Below are 17,606 nucleotides of genomic sequence, written 5' to 3'. Positions count from 1 at the left end.
AGATAGAGCATTTTCGGCCCGGGACAATCATGTTCCCCAGCCGGGCCTGCCTCGAAGCCGTCAGGCCGCCGCTTTGCCCCCCGTCGTCGCCAGCCCGGCCAGCAATCCGGCGAGCTCGAACGCGACGGCCTGCGGATCGAGCGACTGGCGTCGCGCCGCCGAAGCGAGGTCGGATGCGCGCTCCCACAAGGCCAGGGCCTCGGCCAAGGCGGCGCCGCGACGTGTCCGGGCAGTGGCGACGATCAGGGCCGGTGCGCGGGCGAGAAACGCCTCGTAGCGCGCCTGGGCCGCCTTCCCGGACAGACTCTGTGCCAGCGCCGACCGCCGGTGGTTGGTCGGATCGCCCTCGCGCGCGAGAGCCCGCATCGCCTCGTCGAGCGCGGCGATGTCGAGCCCGCGAAAGGCAATGGCTCGGCCGGGCGCCCCCTCCCCCACTTCGACGAGCGACTCGATTTCCGCCGCGTCGGCATCGGGCAGCGCAGTGCGCAGGGCTGACGCCATGGCGTCGGATCGAAGCGGCGAAAGGCGCAGGATGCGGCAGCGCGACCGGATCGTCGGCAGCAATCGCTCGGGCGCGTGGCTGACCAGCATGAACAAGCTGTTCGGCGGCGGCTCCTCGAGATTCTTGAGCAGGGCATTGGCGGCGTTGCGTTCGAGATCGTCGATCGAGTCGATCACCACCGCGCGCCACGGCGACATGGATGCGGTCGTCGAGAACAACCGCTGAAGTCCGCGAACCTGGTCGACGGTAATGTTTCGGGCGAGATCCGTGCCCCCCTCGCGCGTCAGGCGCTCGAGGCGCATCAGGTCGGGATGACTGCCGGCCGCCATGAGCTTCGCCGCCGGGTAGGAGTCCGGAACATCGAGCCCGGGCGCGTCCACCGACGCTCCGGCCCCTTGCGCGAGCACCCGCAAGGCTGCCTTGTCGGCGAACAGCGCCTTGCCGATTCCGGCCGGACCGGTGACCAGCCAGGCATGATGGAGGCGTCCGGAGTCCAGCCCCGCACGGAATGCCGCCACGGCGGTATCGTGGCCGTACAGGGGTGTCACGGGTGACAAGCCCCGCCGCGGACGTCTCCCCCACGAGGGAAGCAAGAGCGAGAGGCGCCGTCCTTCAAAGCAGATCTTCCAAAGCGGCGAGAAGCCGCTTCGTCACGGTCTCCGCCTCGCCGGCGGCATCGATCACGCGGAACCGCTCCGGCTCCTCCGCCGCGAGGCGATCGAAGGCCGCGGCGATGCCGGCATGATAAGCGGCGTCGCGGGCACCGAAGCGATCGGCCCCATCGGCATCGCGGCGGCGGGTCCGGGCGGCGGCCTCGTCGCCGTCGAGCCGGAGCAAGAGCGTGCGGTCGGGCAGGAAGCCGCCGCTGCCGATCGCATGCAGCCGGCGGATCGCCTCGACGCCTAGGCCGCCGACCATGCCCTGATAGGCGATCGAACTGTCGAGGAAGCGGTCGCACAGCACCCATTGGCCGCGGTCGAGAGCCGGCTTGATCGTTCGGGTGACATGGTCGGACCGGGCGGCGGCGAACAGGAGAGCCTCGGCCTCGCCGGTCCAGCGGTCGATGTCGCCCTGCAGCAGCAGGGAGCGGATCGCCTCGGCGCCCGGGCTGCCGCCGGGCTCCCGCGTCTCGACGACGGCCGGCCCCCGAGCGCGAAGCACCTCGGCCAGCGCCTTGAGCTGGGTGGACTTTCCAACCCCTTCCCCACCCTCGAGGGTGACGAAACGCGGGATCATCCCATGCCGAGCAGGTGCTTCAGCCCCGCCCACATCCGGCCGAAGAAGCCGGCTTCGCCGACGGCTTCCTCGGCGACCAGAGGCGTGACCTGGGGCGGCATGTCGCCGGCGGTGACGACGAGATCGGCGATGTGCTGGCCCTGCGCGATCGGCGCCTTGACCGGGCCCTGGTAGACGATGCGCGCCCTGATATCCTGCCCCAGACCGGCCGGGATGGTCACGGCCACCGCGCGCGGCGCGACCAGGCCAACCTTGTCCTCGCCGCCGAGCTGGACTTGCGCCTCGCCGATCCGTTCGCCCTGATCGAGCAGCGGCCGCGACTGCCAGGCGCGGAATCCCCAGTCCATGAACCGCACCGATTCCGCGGACCGTCCGTTGAAGCTGTCGAGCCCGGCGAGCACCATGACGATGCGGCGCCCACCCTGCTCGGCCGAGCCGGTGAAGCCGTAGCCCGCCTCGGCGGTATGGCCGGTCTTGAGTCCGTCGGCGCCTTCGATGCGTCCGAGCAGCGGATTGCGGTTGGCCTGGGTGATCGGCCGGTCGCCGCCCATCGTGCGGCCCCAGGTGAACTCCCGAACGGTATAATATTCACGGTAAAGCCGGGGGTGCTGGCGAATCGTGGCCGCTGCCAGCGTCGCGAGGTCGCGGGCCGTGGTGTAGGTGACGCCATTGTCCGGCCATCCGACCGGATTGCCCCAATTGGAATTCTCCAGCCCGAGCTCGCGCGAGTGGCGGTTCATCAGCGCGACGAAGGCGGCCTCGGTGCCGGAAATGCATTCGGCGAGCACGACGGTCGCGTCGTTGCCGGACAGAGTGACGATCCCGTGCAGCAGATTCTCGACGCTGACCTGCTCGCCAGGGGACAGGAACATGGTCGATCCCGCTTCCGGTCCGTGCCAGCGCTGCCATGTCTCCGGCCGCACGGTGCACATTCGGTTGGGCTGCAGCTCGCCGCTGTCGATCAGCTCGAAGACGACGTGGGTGGTCATCATCTTCGCCATCGATGCGGGCGGGATCCGGCGATTGGCATCCTTGGCGTAGAGCACGGCACCCGACGAGAGATCGATCATGTAGGCGATCGGCGCGGGCGTTTCGAAGGGCGGAGCGGCCGCGGCGGCCGGAATCGAAAGCGCGGTGGCGAAAAGGGTAATGAGCAGGGGCTTGCGCATCATCTCTGAGCAGCGACCTCGAACGTTCAACGGGAAACCGAATCGGCCAGGAGGCCGACGGTCAAGGCGTAGAAGTTCGAGCAGTTATAGTCGAGGATCGTGCGGTAGTTGGTGGTGAGCAGATAGGCGGTCCGGCCCGGGCCGTCCGGCTCCAGCAGGCTCGCCAGGGTGCCGGCAGGAAGACTGTTCGCCACGCCGAGCCGGCGCCATTCCTCGGCGGTGAGCCAGCGGCTGTGGCGCTCGTGGACGCGGGCGCAACGCGGCGCGCGAAGCCGGGTCTCCACCGCGGCGCGGTCGAATCCCGCGGGAACCCGCACGGCCGTTCCCCAGGGAATTCCCGGCCGCCAGCCGGCGCTGCGCAGATAATTGGCGATCGAAGCCAAGGCGTCGAGATGGCTGCCCCAGATGTCGGCACGGCCGTCTCCGTCGCCGTCGACCCCGAGCCGGATGTAGACGCTGGGCAGGAATTGCGACTGGCCCGTGGCACCGGCCCAGCTGCCGACCAGCTGGGATCGCGAGAAGCCCCGGTCCATCATCTTCAGCGTGGCGATGAACTCGCCGGTGAACAGGTCGCGGCGCCGGCCTTCATAAGCGAGGCTGGCGAGCGAATTGAGCAGGTCGAAATCGCCGGTAATCGATCCGTAGCTCGTCTCCTTGCCCCAGATCGCGACGAGGACCGACGGCGGTACGCCGTAGCGGCGCCCGATCTCGTTGAGGCGCGAGATATTCTGGGCATAGCGCGAGCGGCCGCGGTCGATCAGCACCGATCCGAGATGGCGCTGCCGATACGGCTCGAAGGGCGGGATTGCGCTCGATCCCGAGGCGCCGCCGGGCTGACCGCGGTCGAGTTCCACCGTGCGCGAGGAGAAGGTCAGCGTCGGGAACACCCGGTCCAGCGTGGCCCGGCTCACGCCGGCGCGCTCCGCCTCCGCCCGCAGGCGCGGCAGATACGCCATGAATCCGGCCTGGCTGAGGCCGCCAGATTGCGCCTCGGCCGGTGCCTCCATCTGGAAATCGATCGCCCCGTCGCCCATTCGGGCCGCGGGTAGTCCGGCGACGAGAAGACCGGCCGCCAGGATACTCAAAAAACGCATTTTCACCCTCATCCGCTCGCACCCTATATGACATCAGCTTGCCGCCACGTGAAGGTGTCGCAGCGGCTTGCACGGATGGGCATGCGGGGTCTATCCGCCGTCGGTCCGGCGAAGGCGTCCGGAGAGGTGGCCGAGTGGTTTAAGGCAGCGGTCTTGAAAACCGCCGTGGGTTCACGCTCACCGTGGGTTCGAATCCCACCCTCTCCGCCAACTTCTTCATGTCGTGACGTCCCTGCCCGACCCATGCGGACACCAGGACTTGCGATCGACGCATTCGCAGCGGTTGCCCGCCTGCCCGCTGTCGCTGCACTGCACAAAAACTGTCACGGTCTCGTAAGAGGCCCGGAATAGCGCCCTCCCCCAACGCTCATTTCCGGGGGATAGACCATGCGCATCCGACTTCTGGCCGGCACCGGCCTGCTCGCCATTTCCGCCGCCCTTCCCGTTCATGCTCAGGCGCAGGACGGTGGTGCGGCCCTGGCGGATGGCGGCGACGCGGAGATACTGGTCACCGGCCAGCGCGCCCAGCAGGAGCGCTCGATCGAGATCAAGCGCGACGCGCTCGGCATCCTCGATGCGGCCGCGGCGGACGAGATCGGGCAGCTGCCCGACCGCAACGTCGCCGAGGTGGTCGAGCGGCTTCCCGGCGTCGGGGTCCAATATGACCAGGGTGAGGGTCGCTACGTGGCCGTCCGGGGAATCCCGTCGGACCTCAACAACTACACGATCAACGGCTTCGAGGTAGGCAATCCCGACGGCAATAGCCGCCGGCTCCCGCTCGACGTCATCTCCGGCCAGCTCCTCAATCGTGTCGAGGTCGCCAAGGTCCGGACAGCCGACCAGCCCGGACAGGGCATTGGCGGATCGATCAATCTCGTCACCCAGACGGCCTTCGATTTCCGCGAGGCGTTCACCGTGCAGGCGACGGCGCAGGTCGGCTATCAGGAGTTGAACGAGGAATTCCCGATCCGCGGCGACGTCAGCGTCGGCGGCCGGTTCGGTCCGGACCAGCAGTTCGGGCTGCTCGTCGGTGCGAGCTATTCGGACCGCACCTTCCGAAGCGCCGGAATCTATCCCGACGATTGGGCGCCGGTCGCGGAGGCGGCGCGCGGCGGGCTCCCGATCAACCTCAAATATACCGATTACGAGCTGAAGCGCGAGCGGATCGGCGCCACCGGGTCCTTCGACTGGAGGCCGAGCGATGACCACCAATTCTATGTCCGAGGCCTGTACAGCCGCTTCACCGAGGACGAATATCGCCAGCGCTACCGCATCGACTTCGCCAATGGCGGCCAGGAGCTGGTCGACGACGGATCGATCGTCCTCGATCCGGACGGGCTAAGCGGCACCTCCACCGCAACGGCGCAGCGCTCCGACCTTCGCCTCGAATATAAGGAGAAATCGGTGCTCGCCTTGATGGCTGGCGGCGAGAACCGGTTCGGTCCCTGGATCCTCGATTATGGCGTGGCCCGGATCCATAACGAGGTGATCGAGCCCAACCAGAGCTGGCAGTTTCGCAACGTCGATCCGGTCGGGCCGGTCGATTTCGACTTCACCGATCCGGTGTTCACCGCCGTCCCGCGCACTCGCGTGGCCGCCGAGAACCTCGAATTCCGCAGCTATAGCGAGCAGGACGAGCGCGGCGAGGAAGACAGCTGGGACGCCCGCGTCAACCTCACCCGCGAGTTCGCGCTCGGCACCGACAGCTTCGTTCGGATCGGCGGCCGCTACCGCACCACGGACAAGAGCTTCGATTCGAGCAACGACAGCTATGGGCGCGGCGGCTCGGGAAATCGCTTCACACTCGCCGGCGCAGGCCTGGTGGGCGCGGACTCGATCATCGAGGTGGATGGCCAATCCTATCTGATCTCGCCGACGATCGACCCGCAGGCGATCATCGCCTTCACCCAGGGGCGGCTCGGCGGACCGCTGTTCGTCTTCGACAGCGAGGGGAGCCTTGCCGACGAGACGCTCGGCGATCTCGACCTCGAGGAGGAGGTGATCGCCGGCTATGCGATGGCGAACCTCGATTTCGGCGATGTGGACGTGACGGCCGGATTGCGGGTCGAGCGCACCCGGCTCGACATAGAAGGATTCCAGCTCCAGAACGGAGACACGGTGATCCCGGCCACGGCGGAAAGCGACTATACCAACTGGCTTCCGAGCCTGATCGTCCGGATCAACCCGGCCCCGGATCTGGTGGTCCGCCTGGCCTACAGCCGCAGTGTCGGCCGGCCGCAATATTCGGCGCTGTCACCGGGCGGCGAGATCGAGGTCGAGGGCAATGAGGCGTCGGTCTCGCTCGGCAATCCGGCGCTCCGGCCCTATGTCGCCGATTCCTTCGACGCGATCGGCGAATATTATTTCGCTCGTGGAGGCCTGCTTTCGATCGGCGCTTTCGCGAAGATTATCGACAATCCGATCTTCACGCGTTCCTTCACGGTGGTCGACGGATCGTTCGCCGGCGTCGCCTATGACCGAATCAGCTTCAGCCAACCGGAAAATGCCCGCAGCGGCGACATTATCGGCCTGGAGGCCGCCTATCAGCAGCAATTCACCTTCCTTCCCGGCGCGCTCTCCGGCCTCGGCGTGAACCTGACCCTGACCTTGGTCGACTCCAACCTGCAGATCGAGACTCCGGATGCGGTGAGGACCGTCGCCTTCCCGGAACAGTCGGACCTGCTCTGGGGCGCGCAGCTCTTCTACCAGCGCGGCCCGGTCGAAGCCTCGATCGCCTATCACCATACCGGCCGGGCGCTCATCTCCGCCGACTCCGACCCGATCGCCGACCAGTCGAACGACGATTTGCGGCGGCTCGATGCGAAAGCGAGCTTTGCGGTCAACGATCACGTCCGCCTGTTCGTCGAGGCGCAGAATCTGACCGACGAGCCGACCCGGCAATATCAGTGGGTGCGGCGCGACTGGGTGACCCAGAACGAGCGCTACGGCCGCACCTGGCAGCTCGGCGCCTCGGTACGCTTCTGATGGGCTGGGCATGGATCGCGGCGGCGGCCGCGGCCGCCCTCCTGCTGCCGGCCGCGACCGAGGTCAGGCGGATTCCGGCCGAGGAGGCCCGGCAGGGAGTCGCCGCCGACGCCCGCTTCGTCTATGCTATCTCGAACAGCGCGATCGGCAAATATGACCGGGCGAGCGGCCGGCGCGTCGCCGTCTGGCAGGGCGACGAGACCCAGTTCATCCATATGAACAGCTGCACGCTGCACGAGGGGTCTTTGGTCTGCGCCGCCTCCAATTACCCGGAAGTGCCGATGGCGAGCTCGGTGGAATGGTTCGACGCCGAAACGCTGCGCCACGTCCGGTCGCGGAGCCTCGGGCCCGGCCGCGGATCGCTGACCTGGCTCGAATGGCAGGATGGCAGCTGGTGGGCGGGCTTCGCCCATTATGACGGCCGCGGCGGCGAACCCGGTCGCGATCATCGCTCGACGGTGGTCGTGCGCTTCGATGCCGACTTTCGCGAGCTCGGGGCGTGGCTGCTCCCGAAGAGCATATTGGAGCGGATGGCGCCCTACAGCGCGTCCGGCGGCGCCTGGCGCGATGGTCTGCTCTATGTCACGGGCCACGACCGGCCGGAGGCCTATGTGCTCCGCCTGCCCGAGGCGGGTTCCCGGCTCCTCCATGTCGCGACCATACCAATCCCTGCGCCCGGCCAGGCTATCCAGTGGGATCGTTCGGCTGGCACGCTTTGGGCACTCGACCGCGCGCAGCGCGAGCTGATCGAGATGAGGATCCCGCCGGTCCGTCCCTGAAGCGTGGCAACGCGCCAGGATGCAGGTGCGTTTGCTCGCTGCGCCCGCGGAAAGCAGGCCGCGTTCGGACGAAATGCGGCTGGCGATGCGCCGCGCGACGTCTTAACGCGCGATCCGACAGCGAACGTGACGAGGAGACCGACATGGCCGACGATCTCGATCCCGCGAACAATCAGCCGCCGGGCTATGTCCCGCCCCGCGTCTGGACTTGGGACCAGCCGAGCGGAGGCCAATTCGCAAGCATCAACCGGCCGGTCTCGGGTGCGACTCATGAAAAGGCGCTTCCGGTCGGCCGACACCCGCTCCAGCTCTATTCGATGGGCACGCCGAACGGAGTGAAGGTCACGATCATGCTGGAGGAGCTGCTGGCGCTCGGGCACGAGGGCGCGGAATATGATGCCTGGCTTATCCGGATCGGCGACGGTGTTCAGTTCTCCAGCGGCTTCGTCGAGATCAATCCCAATTCGAAGATCCCGGCGATGCTCGACCGTTCGACCGATCCGCCAACGCGCCTGTTCGAGAGCGGATCGATACTCTTCTATCTCGCCGAGAAGTTCGGCGCCTTCCTGCCGACCGAGCATCACAAGCGCGCCGAGACGATGAACTGGCTGATGTGGCAGATGGGGTCCGCCCCTTTCGTCGGCGGGGGGTTTGGCCATTTCTACGCTTACGCGCCGTTCAAGGTGGAATATGCCATCAATCGCTACGCCATGGAGACCAAGCGGCAGCTCCATGTGCTCGATACCCATCTCGCCAACAACGAATATTTGGCCGGCGACGAATATACGATCGCCGACATGGCGGCCTGGCCCTGGTACGGATCGATGCTGCGCGAAGCCTATGGCGCCCAGGAATTTCTGGCGGTCCACGAATATCGTCACCTCGACCGCTGGGTCGACCTTATCGCGGATCGCGAGCCGGTAAAGCGCGGCCGCATGGTCAACCGCACCTTCGGGTCGCCGGAGACGCAGGTGCTCGAACGGCATGAAGCGAGCGATTTCGAGCTAAATCGCGAAGACTTGGTCCAGGCACGCGGCGGCCAGTGGGTCTGACCTCCGAGGCGGGCAGTCGGAAAGCCGTCACTCCGGATCCGAAAGCGGTTGTCGACCTGCCTGCGCGGCGGATAGTCATGGAACGCGCCGCGTCGGGCGCGGGCGGGAGACGGCAGGAATGAGGACGAGGGCGAGGATCGGACTTCTGCTGGCTGCTGTCGCCACCCCCGCCTTGGCTCAGGAAAATGCCGCGCCGGTTCGCTACGAGGTCGCCTTTCCCAACGCGGTGCACCACGAAGCGCGGATCAGCGTCACCTTCTCGGATGTGGGCGAAGCGCCGCTCGTCCTGCGCATGTCGCGCTCGTCGCCCGGCCGCTATGCGATCCACGAATTTGCCAAGAACGTCTATTCGGTGTCGGCCGTCGATGGCACTGGCCGGCCCCTCCCGGTCGGACGCAGCGATCCTTATAGCTGGACGGTGGCTGGCCATGGCGGCGAAGTCACCGTCACCTACACGCTCTTCGCCGATCGCGCCGACGGCACCTACAGCCAGATCGACGCCACCCATGCCCATCTCAACATGCCCGCCACCTTCATGTGGGCCGGCGGCCTCGAGGAGCGTCCCGTCGAGGTGACGTTCCGCCCGTTCGATCCCTCTTGGAAGGTCGCCACCCAGCTCCAGCCGGTCGGCGACGGCAGGACCTTCCGGGCGCCTGACCTGCAATATCTCATGGACAGCCCGACCGAGCTCAGCGACCACGAACTGCGCGAGTGGCAGGTCGAGGAGGAAGGCCGCCGCTATACGATCCGCCTCGCCGTCCATCATGAGGGCACGAGCGAGGAGGTCGACCGCTTCGCGGGAATGGCCGAGCGGGTCGTGCGCGAGCAGATCGCCTTGTTCGGCGACGTGCCCGATTTCGATTTCGGCACCTATACCTTCCTCGCCGACTATCTCCCGCATGCGTCGGGCGACGGGATGGAGCATCGCAACTCCACCTATCTCACGAACAGCCGGTCCCTCAGCGAGGCGGACTTCGCCCAGATCGGAACGCTCAGCCACGAATTCATCCATGCCTGGAATGTCGAGCGGCTTCGCCCCGCGGAGCTCGAGCCGTTCGACTTCGAGCGCGCCAATCCCACCCCGAGCCTGTGGTTCTCGGAAGGCTTCACCTCTTATTACGGTCCGCTGATCCTGCGACGAGCCGGCCTTTCCTCCATCGACGAGTATCTGGAGGGGCTGTCGGGGACGCTCAGCGCCATCGTCAACGCCCCGGGACGCCGTTACGGATCGCCGCAGGAGATGAGTCTGCGGGCGCCTTTCGTCGACGCCGCGACCGCCATCGATCCGACCAATCATTCGAACATCTTCGTCTCATATTACCCCTACGGCGCAGTCATCGCGTTGGCGCTGGATCTCGAGCTTCGTCAGCACTTTCCCGACCGCTCGCTCGACGATTACATGCGCCAGGTCTGGCGGACGCACGGTGCGACCGAGCGGCCCTTCAGGCCGCAGGACCTGCGCGAGGGGCTTGCGGCCCTGACCGGCGACCCGGCCTTCGCGGAACGCTTCTTCGCACGGACGATCGAAGGCAGCGGCCTGCCGGACTTCGAGCCGCTCCTCCGCCAGGCAGGCTTGCTGCTGCGCCGGCGCCATTCGGGCGAGGCCTGGCTCGGGCCGGCCCGGCTGAACGTGGAGGGCGAGGCCGTGACGCTCGACGGCGGCAGCACTGTTGGAAGCCCCCTTTATGCGGCGGGGTTGGACGGCGGCGACGAGATCGTCCGGATCGGCACGATCGAGATTGATCGGCAAGAAGATTGGGACGCCGTCCTTTCCCGCCACTCGCCGGGCGATGCGGTGCGGATCGACTATATCCAGCGGGGGCTCCAGCGCAGCGCCACGATCATCTTCGCCGAGGACCCGACGCTCGAGGTGGTTCGCTTCGAGGCGGCGAACCTCAGGCCAACCGCCGAACAGCTCTCCTTTCGAAAGGCTTGGCTGGGCGACGAAGCAGACGCGAGCTAGCGGCTAACCGCGCCTCGTCCTTCCCCCGCATTCGGGCCGCCCGCGTCGCGCACGACAGGAGCGGTCGAGCTCGGCCGCCACCCGGTGGTCTTGGCGCCCGAGACAAAGCTTCGATCAGCAGCCCACCTATCCTGTTCTCGAATCGAGGCCTTTCGCTGGAGACAAGCAGTCCATGGCGCCGCGCCGGTCGACCCGAGCGCCGCCAGGCCGGATTTGAGAACAGAGGCAATAATCTGGATCAGCATGATTGTTCCGGAACGCCAACTGTCCATAGGCGTTTGTGTTGCAACGCAAAATCCTGAACGGGCCAATCCCGGGACGGGTGATATCCTTGCCATTGGGAGAGGTTTTTTGGCGGACCAGCCGGTTTTCTTCGGGACACCGTCCGATGCCGTGACTCGATTGCTCACTCAGCCCGTACGGGTGATCGAAAAAGGGGTATATCGCGGGCCCCACCGATACAGTCATACGCCGATGGTGCGGATCCAGCTCGACCTGGGCCGCATGGAGGATTGGCCCACCGACCGGCTGGGCGATTTCTCGGATCGCTTGCTTGCGCGGCTTCCAGGACTTGAACTGCACGGCTGCTGCTTCGGCCGCCGGGGCGGCTTCGTGAAGCGTCTCCGGGAAGGCACCTGGCTCGGCCATGTCGCCGAGCATGTCGCCCTTGAACTGCAGACAATCGCCGGCGACCGCCTGACCCGCGGCAAGACGCGCTCGGTAAAGGGGCATCCGGGACGCTACAATGTGATGTACGCCTATCGCGACGAGAATGTCGCTCTCGCCGCCGGCCGATTCGCGCTCGAACTTGTCGATTCGCTGCTACCCGAATCTGTGCGGGGGGTCGTTGGGCTCGACCGGATCTGGGCGGCTGAAGGCCCTTATGACTACGAAGCCCGTCTGGAGGCGGTACGGCAGCTGGTGAAGGCGAGCCGCTTCGGCCCGACGACTCAGGCGCTGGTCGATGAAGCCCAGCGGCGGGGAATTCCCGTCATGCGCCTCGACGACAATAGCCTTATCCAGCTCGGCTATGGCCGTAGGCAGCAGCGCATCCGAGCGAGCATCTCCGGCCGCACGTCGCTCGTGGCGGTGGATATCGCGGGGAACAAGGACCTGACCAAGAGGCTGCTCGCCCAGGCCGGCGTCCCCGTTCCTCATGGCGTCGTGGTTCGGGACGTGGAGGCGGCGCTGCGGGAAGCGCGAACGCTCCGTTACCCGCTCGTCACCAAGCCGCTCGACGGAAATCACGGCCGAGGTGTAACGACGGACATCCGCGACGAAGCCCAGCTGCGCTTCGGCTTTGCCGCGGCCCGCGAGCATGGCCGCCGGATTGTCGTGGAGCAATTTTTCGCCGGGCGCGACCACCGCATCCTTATCGTCGATGGACAGCTCGTCGCCGTCGCCGAACGCGTGCCGGCACGTGTCACCGGAGACGGCGTCAGCACGATCGCCGAGCTGATCGAGAAGGTGAACCAGGACCCGCGGCGCGGCGAGGGACACGAGAAGGTGATGACGCGGATCCGGATCGACCCGCACCTCATCGAATTCATCGCGCGCGGCGGACGCACCGTCGAGACCGTGCCCGCCCGCGGGGAGGTCGTCGACCTGCGCGCGACGGCCAACCTTTCGACCGGCGGCACGGCGATCGATCGGACGAACGACATCCATCCGGAGAATATCGAAATCGCCCGCAGGGCTGCCGCCATCGTCGGACTTGATATTGCCGGGATCGACTTCATCGCGCCGGATATCTCCCGGTCCGTCCGTGAGACCGGCGGCGGCGTGATCGAGGTGAATGCGGCGCCGGGTTTCCGCATGCACATCGAGCCTTCGGAAGGGGCGCCGCGAGACGTTGCCCGCCCCGTGATGGAGATGCTGTTCCCGCGCGGCTGCCGCGGACGGATACCGATCATCGCCATTACCGGAACGAACGGAAAGTCGACCGTGGGCCGGATGGTCAATCACATCCTGCGCTACACCGGCCGTACCGTCGGGCTGACGTCGACAAGCGGAGTCTATGTCAACGACCTCATCGTCGCGGAAGGCGATGCCACCGGACCGCGCAGCGCGCGAATGGTGCTGCGTGATCCCAGCGTCGAGGTGGCGGTATTGGAGACGGCACGCGGCGGCATGCTTCGCGAGGGCCTGGCCTTCGATGAAGCCGACATTGCCGCCGTGCTCAACATCAGCGCCGACCATCTCGGGCTCAAGGGAATAGAAACGGTCGAGGACCTCGCGGCCGTGAAGTCGCTGATCGTCGAGACGGTGCCGCGTGACGGCGCCTCCGTCCTCAATGCCGATGACCCGCTCACGGTACGAATGGCTCGGCGCGCCGGTGGCCGCCTGATCTGGTTCTCGCTGGACGGCGGCGAGAACATGCCGGTGTGCGTGCGCCGGCACATCGACGCAGGCCGCACGGCGGTGGTGCGCGAGCCTGGCTCGGAGGGGGGCTGTCTCGTCCTTCACCGGGGCGGACGACGCGAAGTCATCATGGCGGCCAACGACATTCCGGCGACCCTGCACGGGGCGGCGACGTTCAATATCGCGAACGCCCTTGCCGCCTGCGCCATCGCGGTCGCCCACGACGTCCCCCTGCTGACCATTCGCTCGGCGCTGTGCGGATTCAGATCGAGCTTCGAGCAGAATCCGGGCCGACTCAACGTCCACGACGCGCACGGATTCCGGATCATCGTCGACTATGCGCACAATGCCGCCGGACTGGCCGCCATCGGCGAGATGATCGACGGTCTGCGTCACCGTTACCAGCGGATGATCGGCTGCATCTCTATTCCCGGTGACCGGCGGGACGAGGATATATTGGAAATGGGCCGGCTCGCCGCCCGAATTTTCGACGAACATTATTTTCGCGAGGATCCTGCGACCCGCGGCCGTCCGCGCGGCCAGATCATGAACCTGCTCAAGGCGGGGGCGATCGAAGCCGGGGCGGATCCCGAGCGGATCCAGCTGGTCGCTGGAGAAGCGGAGGCGACGCAGGCCGCGCTGCGTGCGGCTCGGCCGGGGGATCTGGTGGTGGTCACGCCTACCGAGGTCTTCGCGGCATGGCAGCAGGTGTGCGAGTTCGTTCCAGCCGAGCGCGAGTTCAGCGCAGCCCCGCAGCCCCTCTACGCGGCTGAATGACGGTGCTGTTGGAGCGTGGCTGGGCCCTCGCCGTCCATGGTGGGGCGAAGGAGATCGAACCCGGTGAGGAAGCGGCGAATCGGCGCGGTTGCGCTCGGGCGCTCGACGCCGGGCGCGCTGTCCTCGAGCGCGGCGGAGCGGCGGTGGACGCAGTCGAGGCGGCGGTGCGGGTTCTCGAGGACGATCCCACGTTCAACGCAGGCTACGGGTCCGCGCTGAACGAGGCCGGAGAGGTCGAGATGTGCGCGGCGGTCATGAGCGGCCGCGATCTGGCGGTCGGCGCGGTAGGCGTGATCAAGGGGGTGCGCAATCCCGTCGGCGTCGCTCGGCTGCTGGTGGCGGAAAGGGCGATACTGGTAGCCGGCGACGGTGCACGGCAGTTCGCGATCGAGCGGGGCGCGACCTTGTGCGATCCACGGGATCTGGTCGTCGAGAAGCAGCGTGTATCGCTCAAGGAGCATGACACGGTCGGTGCGGTCGCACTGGACACGTCCGGCAATATCGCGACCGCTACGTCGACGGGCGGGCTCCCCGGTGCGCCGGTCGGCCGAATGGCGGACAGCTCGCTTCCCGGATGCGGTTATTATGCGGACAACGCCGTGGGCGCGCTGGCGCTGTCGGGCGACGGCGAGTCGATCGCTCGCCTGGCCATCGCTTCCGAGGTGATGCGGCTCATGCCGGAAACAGGTCCTGCGCGCGCGCTGGAACTAGCGCTTTCCCGCCTTCCCCACCTCGGCGGCGACGGCGGCGGAATCGCGATCCGAAAGGACGGTGCGGTCGGCTGGTGGCACAATAGCCCCCATTTCGCCGTCGCCGTCGCGACGGCGGGCGACCCTGACGGGCGGGTGTGGCTGAGCAAGGACGAGGCATGAGCGAAAAGCGCGGCAGCGGAAGCCTGATCATCATCGGTGGCGGCGAGGATCGCGATCCACGGGGGCGCAGGGTCATCCTGCGCGAGGTTGCGCGGCGCGTACGCGGCGGCAAGCTGGTGCTCGCCACCGTCGCCAGCCACCAGCCCGAGGGCTATTTCGACGATTACGAGAAAGCGTTCGCCGACCTCGAGGTGGGCGAACTCGTCGAGCTCTACGTCGAGGACCGGGCGGAGGCCGGAGATCGCGACAAGCTGCAGGTGCTCGACGATGCCGCGGCCGTGTTCTTCTCCGGCGGCGACCAGTTGAGGATTACCAGCCAGATCGGCGACAGCGGCATCGAAGCCAAGGTTCGGGCGCTGTTCGAACGCGGTGGCACCGTTGCAGGGACGTCCGCGGGCGCCTCGGTGATGAGCGACGTGATGCTCGTCCGGGGAACGAGCGGGGAGACGCACCGGATCGGCGACCTCCACATGGCGCCCGGCCTTGGACTGATCCGCGACGTCATTATCGACCAGCATTTCGCCGAGCGAGGCCGCTTCGGGCGTCTGATCGGTGCGGTTGCCCACAATCCGAGGATTCTCGGGATCGGCATCGACGAGGATACCGCCGCCATCGCCGAAGGCGACAGCCTCGAGGTGATCGGAAGCGGCGCAGTCTATATCGTCGACGGCTCCCGAGTCAGCCATTGCAATCTGGCCGAGGCCGAGCCCGACCGCGTGCTTTCGATGCACGGCGTCGTCGTTCATGTGCTCGGCACCGGCGATCGCTACGATCTGGCCGGACGCCGCCCGATCCCGGCGGCGAAATAGGCGCGACGAGGCGACGATTCGCTGGCCTTGCGGCAGGTCGCCAAATCCTTAGGCTTGGTGGTTGCCGGTGGTCATGGGGGGACGGCGGATGCGGCGCGTGCTTGCTTCATTCTTCATATTGTTGTGGCTGGCGCCCACCACCGCGAATGCCGAGTGGTTTCGCGCGGAGAGCGCCAATTTCGTCGTGTACAGCGAGGGGGAGGAATCGGATCTCGTCGGACGAGTCCGGCAGCTCGAGGAATTCGACCGGCTGCTGCGAATGATGACCGGGACCGAGGCCCCGCCTTCTCCGAACAAGCTCAACATCTACATGGTGCGAGGTCGCGGCCAGCTCGATCGAATCTTGCAGAGCAGCGCCGGGCTCGGCGGGTTCTACGCCCCATCGCCCGATGGTATCGTCGCGGTCGTCGACCAGGGCTGGCGCGAGGACTGGATGACTCATGAGGAGGTCCTCCTTCACGAATATTCGCACCATTTCATGATGCAATATTTCCCGGCCAGCTATCCGGCCTGGTATGTCGAGGGCTTCGCCGAGTATCTCGCCACCATCCGCTTTGCGGACGCCATGCTCGAGATCGGGCGGTTCAACCCGGCGCGGGCGAGCTGGCTGGCGGATCGTTCGGGGTGGCTGCCGCTCGACACGCTCCTATTCGGCGATCCCACCCGGCTCAATGGGGCCGAGACGGCCAAATTCTACGCCCAGAGCTGGCTTCTCGTTCATTATCTGATGCGGGACGCGGACCGGCGCGGTCGGCTCGCGCGCTATCTCGCGGCGATGACGGCCGGTGCCGAGCCCCGGACGGCCTTCGCCGAAGCGTTCGCGACCGACGTCTCGACCCTTCAGCGGGAGATCAGCCGCTATGGCGGGACGGGAATGACCTATTCGCGCCTTCCGCGAATCAGCGCGGCGGAAGCCGCGGAGGTCGAGGTGGTTCGGCTCGCCGGAGTTCCTGACGAATTGATCCTGGCCCGCGCTTCGCTCCAGCTCACCTGGACGCCGAAGGTCACCGATCGCTTTCTTGGTCGCGCTCTCGGCGCCGCCGACGGCGACGGCGCGCTGGCGCGCCGGGTCAGGGCCCGAGCCGAGGCGCTCTACGGCGACGGCGCGGCCGCAGACAGGCAGCTCGATTCCTTGCTCGCCGAGGCGCCGGGAGACGTCGAGCTGCTCTATCTCAAGGGCATGCGCCACCTCGTCGCCGGTCGCCGCGACGAAGCGGCGCGCGCGCGCCACTTCGCCGAGGCCAAGCGCTGGTTCGTTCGCGCCCACCGTGCCGACGAGAACCATTTCCCAACCCTCTATCGCTATGCGGAAAGCCTCAGCCTGGAGCCGGACTTCCTCAGTGAGAATACGAGCAACATCCTGCTTCTCGCCCACCAGATCGCGCCCCAGGTGGAGGAGATCGCGATGACGGCAGCCAACGTCCTGATCCGGCGTGGCGAATATGATCGGGCCGCAGCCCTGCTCGTCCCCGTGGGCGCGAGCCGGCATCGCGGCCGGATGCGGCAGGCGGCGGTCGCCCTGCTGGCCAAGGCGCAGGCCCGCGACAACCGGGACCTGCCCGACCCGTTCGCCTTTCCTGATCCGGACGAATGATGCCTGGTGAGTGCGTACCGCGCCGGCTTCCCTCCTCGCCCCGTAGCGGCTAGGCCGCACGCCGACAGGTACAAGAGGAACATGATGGCCGATCTTCGTCCCCTTCCCTTTGACTGGGCGGATCCGTTCTCGCTTGACGCGCAGCTTTCCGGCGAGGAGCGGATGGTCCGCGACACGGCCGAGGCCTATGCGCAGGAGAAGCTTCAGCCGCGGGTGACGAGTGCTTATCTGGAGGAGCGCTTCGATCCCGGGATCATGGCGGAGATGGGGTCGCTCGGCCTGCTGGGTGCGACCATTTCGCCGGAATATGGCGGGGCCGGGCTCAACTATGTCAGTTACGGCCTGATCGCGCGTGCGGTCGAGCGGGTGGATTCTGGCTATCGCTCGGCGATGTCGGTTCAGTCGTCCTTGGT

The 17,606-nt window shown here is 67.0% G+C and carries 13 protein-coding genes and 1 tRNA gene; 10 read left to right on the top strand and 4 right to left on the bottom strand.

Features of this window, described 5'->3' with window-relative positions; translation table 11 throughout:
- Window positions 1–60: 60 nt before the first annotated feature.
- The 4 genes from EKM57_RS10275 to EKM57_RS10260 form a co-directional block, all read right to left on the bottom strand.
- The gene (locus EKM57_RS10275) at window positions 61–1,050 is read right to left on the bottom strand and encodes a DNA polymerase III subunit delta' (protein ID WP_129792418.1); all 990 of its coding nucleotides are present in this window, start codon (window positions 1,048–1,050) and stop codon (window positions 61–63) included.
- 64 nt (window positions 1,051–1,114) lie between these two features.
- Window positions 1,115–1,738 carry a dTMP kinase gene (tmk, locus tag EKM57_RS10270; protein WP_129792417.1) on the bottom strand — a complete coding sequence of 208 codons (624 nt, stop codon included), beginning with the start codon at window positions 1,736–1,738 and terminating at the stop codon, window positions 1,115–1,117.
- Window positions 1,735–2,907 (bottom strand): D-alanyl-D-alanine carboxypeptidase family protein, encoded by a 1,173-nt coding sequence (locus EKM57_RS10265; protein ID WP_129792686.1) that lies wholly within the window; start codon window positions 2,905–2,907, stop codon window positions 1,735–1,737. The genes tmk and EKM57_RS10265 overlap by 4 nt, the downstream gene beginning before the upstream one ends.
- A gap of 26 nt (window positions 2,908–2,933) precedes the next feature.
- The gene (locus tag EKM57_RS10260) at window positions 2,934–4,001 is read right to left on the bottom strand and encodes a lytic transglycosylase domain-containing protein (RefSeq protein ID WP_371414132.1); all 1,068 of its coding nucleotides are present in this window, start codon (window positions 3,999–4,001) and stop codon (window positions 2,934–2,936) included.
- Between the two features lie 120 nt (window positions 4,002–4,121).
- On the opposite strand from EKM57_RS10260, the gene EKM57_RS10255 reads away from it, so the two are divergent.
- The 10 genes from EKM57_RS10255 to EKM57_RS10210 form a co-directional block, all read left to right on the top strand.
- Window positions 4,122–4,211, top strand: a tRNA-Ser gene (locus EKM57_RS10255).
- A gap of 177 nt (window positions 4,212–4,388) precedes the next feature.
- Window positions 4,389–6,986, top strand: coding sequence for a TonB-dependent receptor (locus EKM57_RS10250; protein WP_129792416.1), 2,598 nt, complete (start codon window positions 4,389–4,391; stop codon window positions 6,984–6,986).
- Window positions 6,986–7,765: a hypothetical protein gene (locus tag EKM57_RS10245; RefSeq protein WP_129792415.1), complete on the top strand. Its 780-nt coding sequence runs from the start codon at window positions 6,986–6,988 to the stop codon at window positions 7,763–7,765. The genes EKM57_RS10250 and EKM57_RS10245 overlap by 1 nt, the downstream gene beginning before the upstream one ends.
- A gap of 143 nt (window positions 7,766–7,908) precedes the next feature.
- Window positions 7,909–8,817 carry a glutathione-dependent disulfide-bond oxidoreductase gene (yghU, locus tag EKM57_RS10240; protein ID WP_129792414.1) on the top strand — a complete coding sequence of 303 codons (909 nt, stop codon included), beginning with the start codon at window positions 7,909–7,911 and terminating at the stop codon, window positions 8,815–8,817.
- Window positions 8,818–8,935: 118 nt separating this feature from the next.
- Window positions 8,936–10,780 carry a M61 family metallopeptidase gene (locus EKM57_RS10235; protein ID WP_129792413.1) on the top strand — a complete coding sequence of 615 codons (1,845 nt, stop codon included), beginning with the start codon at window positions 8,936–8,938 and terminating at the stop codon, window positions 10,778–10,780.
- Window positions 10,781–11,173: 393 nt separating this feature from the next.
- On the top strand, window positions 11,174–13,918 hold the full coding sequence (gene cphA, locus EKM57_RS10230) for a cyanophycin synthetase (protein ID WP_243450985.1): 2,745 nt from the start codon (window positions 11,174–11,176) through the stop codon (window positions 13,916–13,918).
- Window positions 13,915–14,790: an isoaspartyl peptidase/L-asparaginase gene (locus EKM57_RS10225; RefSeq protein ID WP_129792411.1), complete on the top strand. Its 876-nt coding sequence runs from the start codon at window positions 13,915–13,917 to the stop codon at window positions 14,788–14,790. Before cphA ends, EKM57_RS10225 begins: the two co-directional genes overlap by 4 nt.
- Window positions 14,787–15,599 carry a cyanophycinase gene (locus EKM57_RS10220; protein WP_129792410.1) on the top strand — a complete coding sequence of 271 codons (813 nt, stop codon included), beginning with the start codon at window positions 14,787–14,789 and terminating at the stop codon, window positions 15,597–15,599. Before EKM57_RS10225 ends, EKM57_RS10220 begins: the two co-directional genes overlap by 4 nt.
- A gap of 97 nt (window positions 15,600–15,696) precedes the next feature.
- Window positions 15,697–17,193, top strand: coding sequence for a hypothetical protein (locus tag EKM57_RS10215; protein WP_129792409.1), 1,497 nt, complete (start codon window positions 15,697–15,699; stop codon window positions 17,191–17,193).
- Window positions 17,194–17,277: 84 nt separating this feature from the next.
- On the top strand, window positions 17,278–17,606 hold a 329-nt coding region (locus tag EKM57_RS10210; protein WP_206185391.1), incomplete at its 3' end, for an acyl-CoA dehydrogenase family protein.

Origin of the sequence: Sphingosinicella sp. CPCC 101087 (genome assembly GCF_004151485.1) — a bacterium.
Lineage (GTDB): Bacteria > Pseudomonadota > Alphaproteobacteria > Sphingomonadales > Sphingomonadaceae > Allosphingosinicella.
This window is presented reverse-complemented; position numbering and strand designations above follow the sequence as displayed.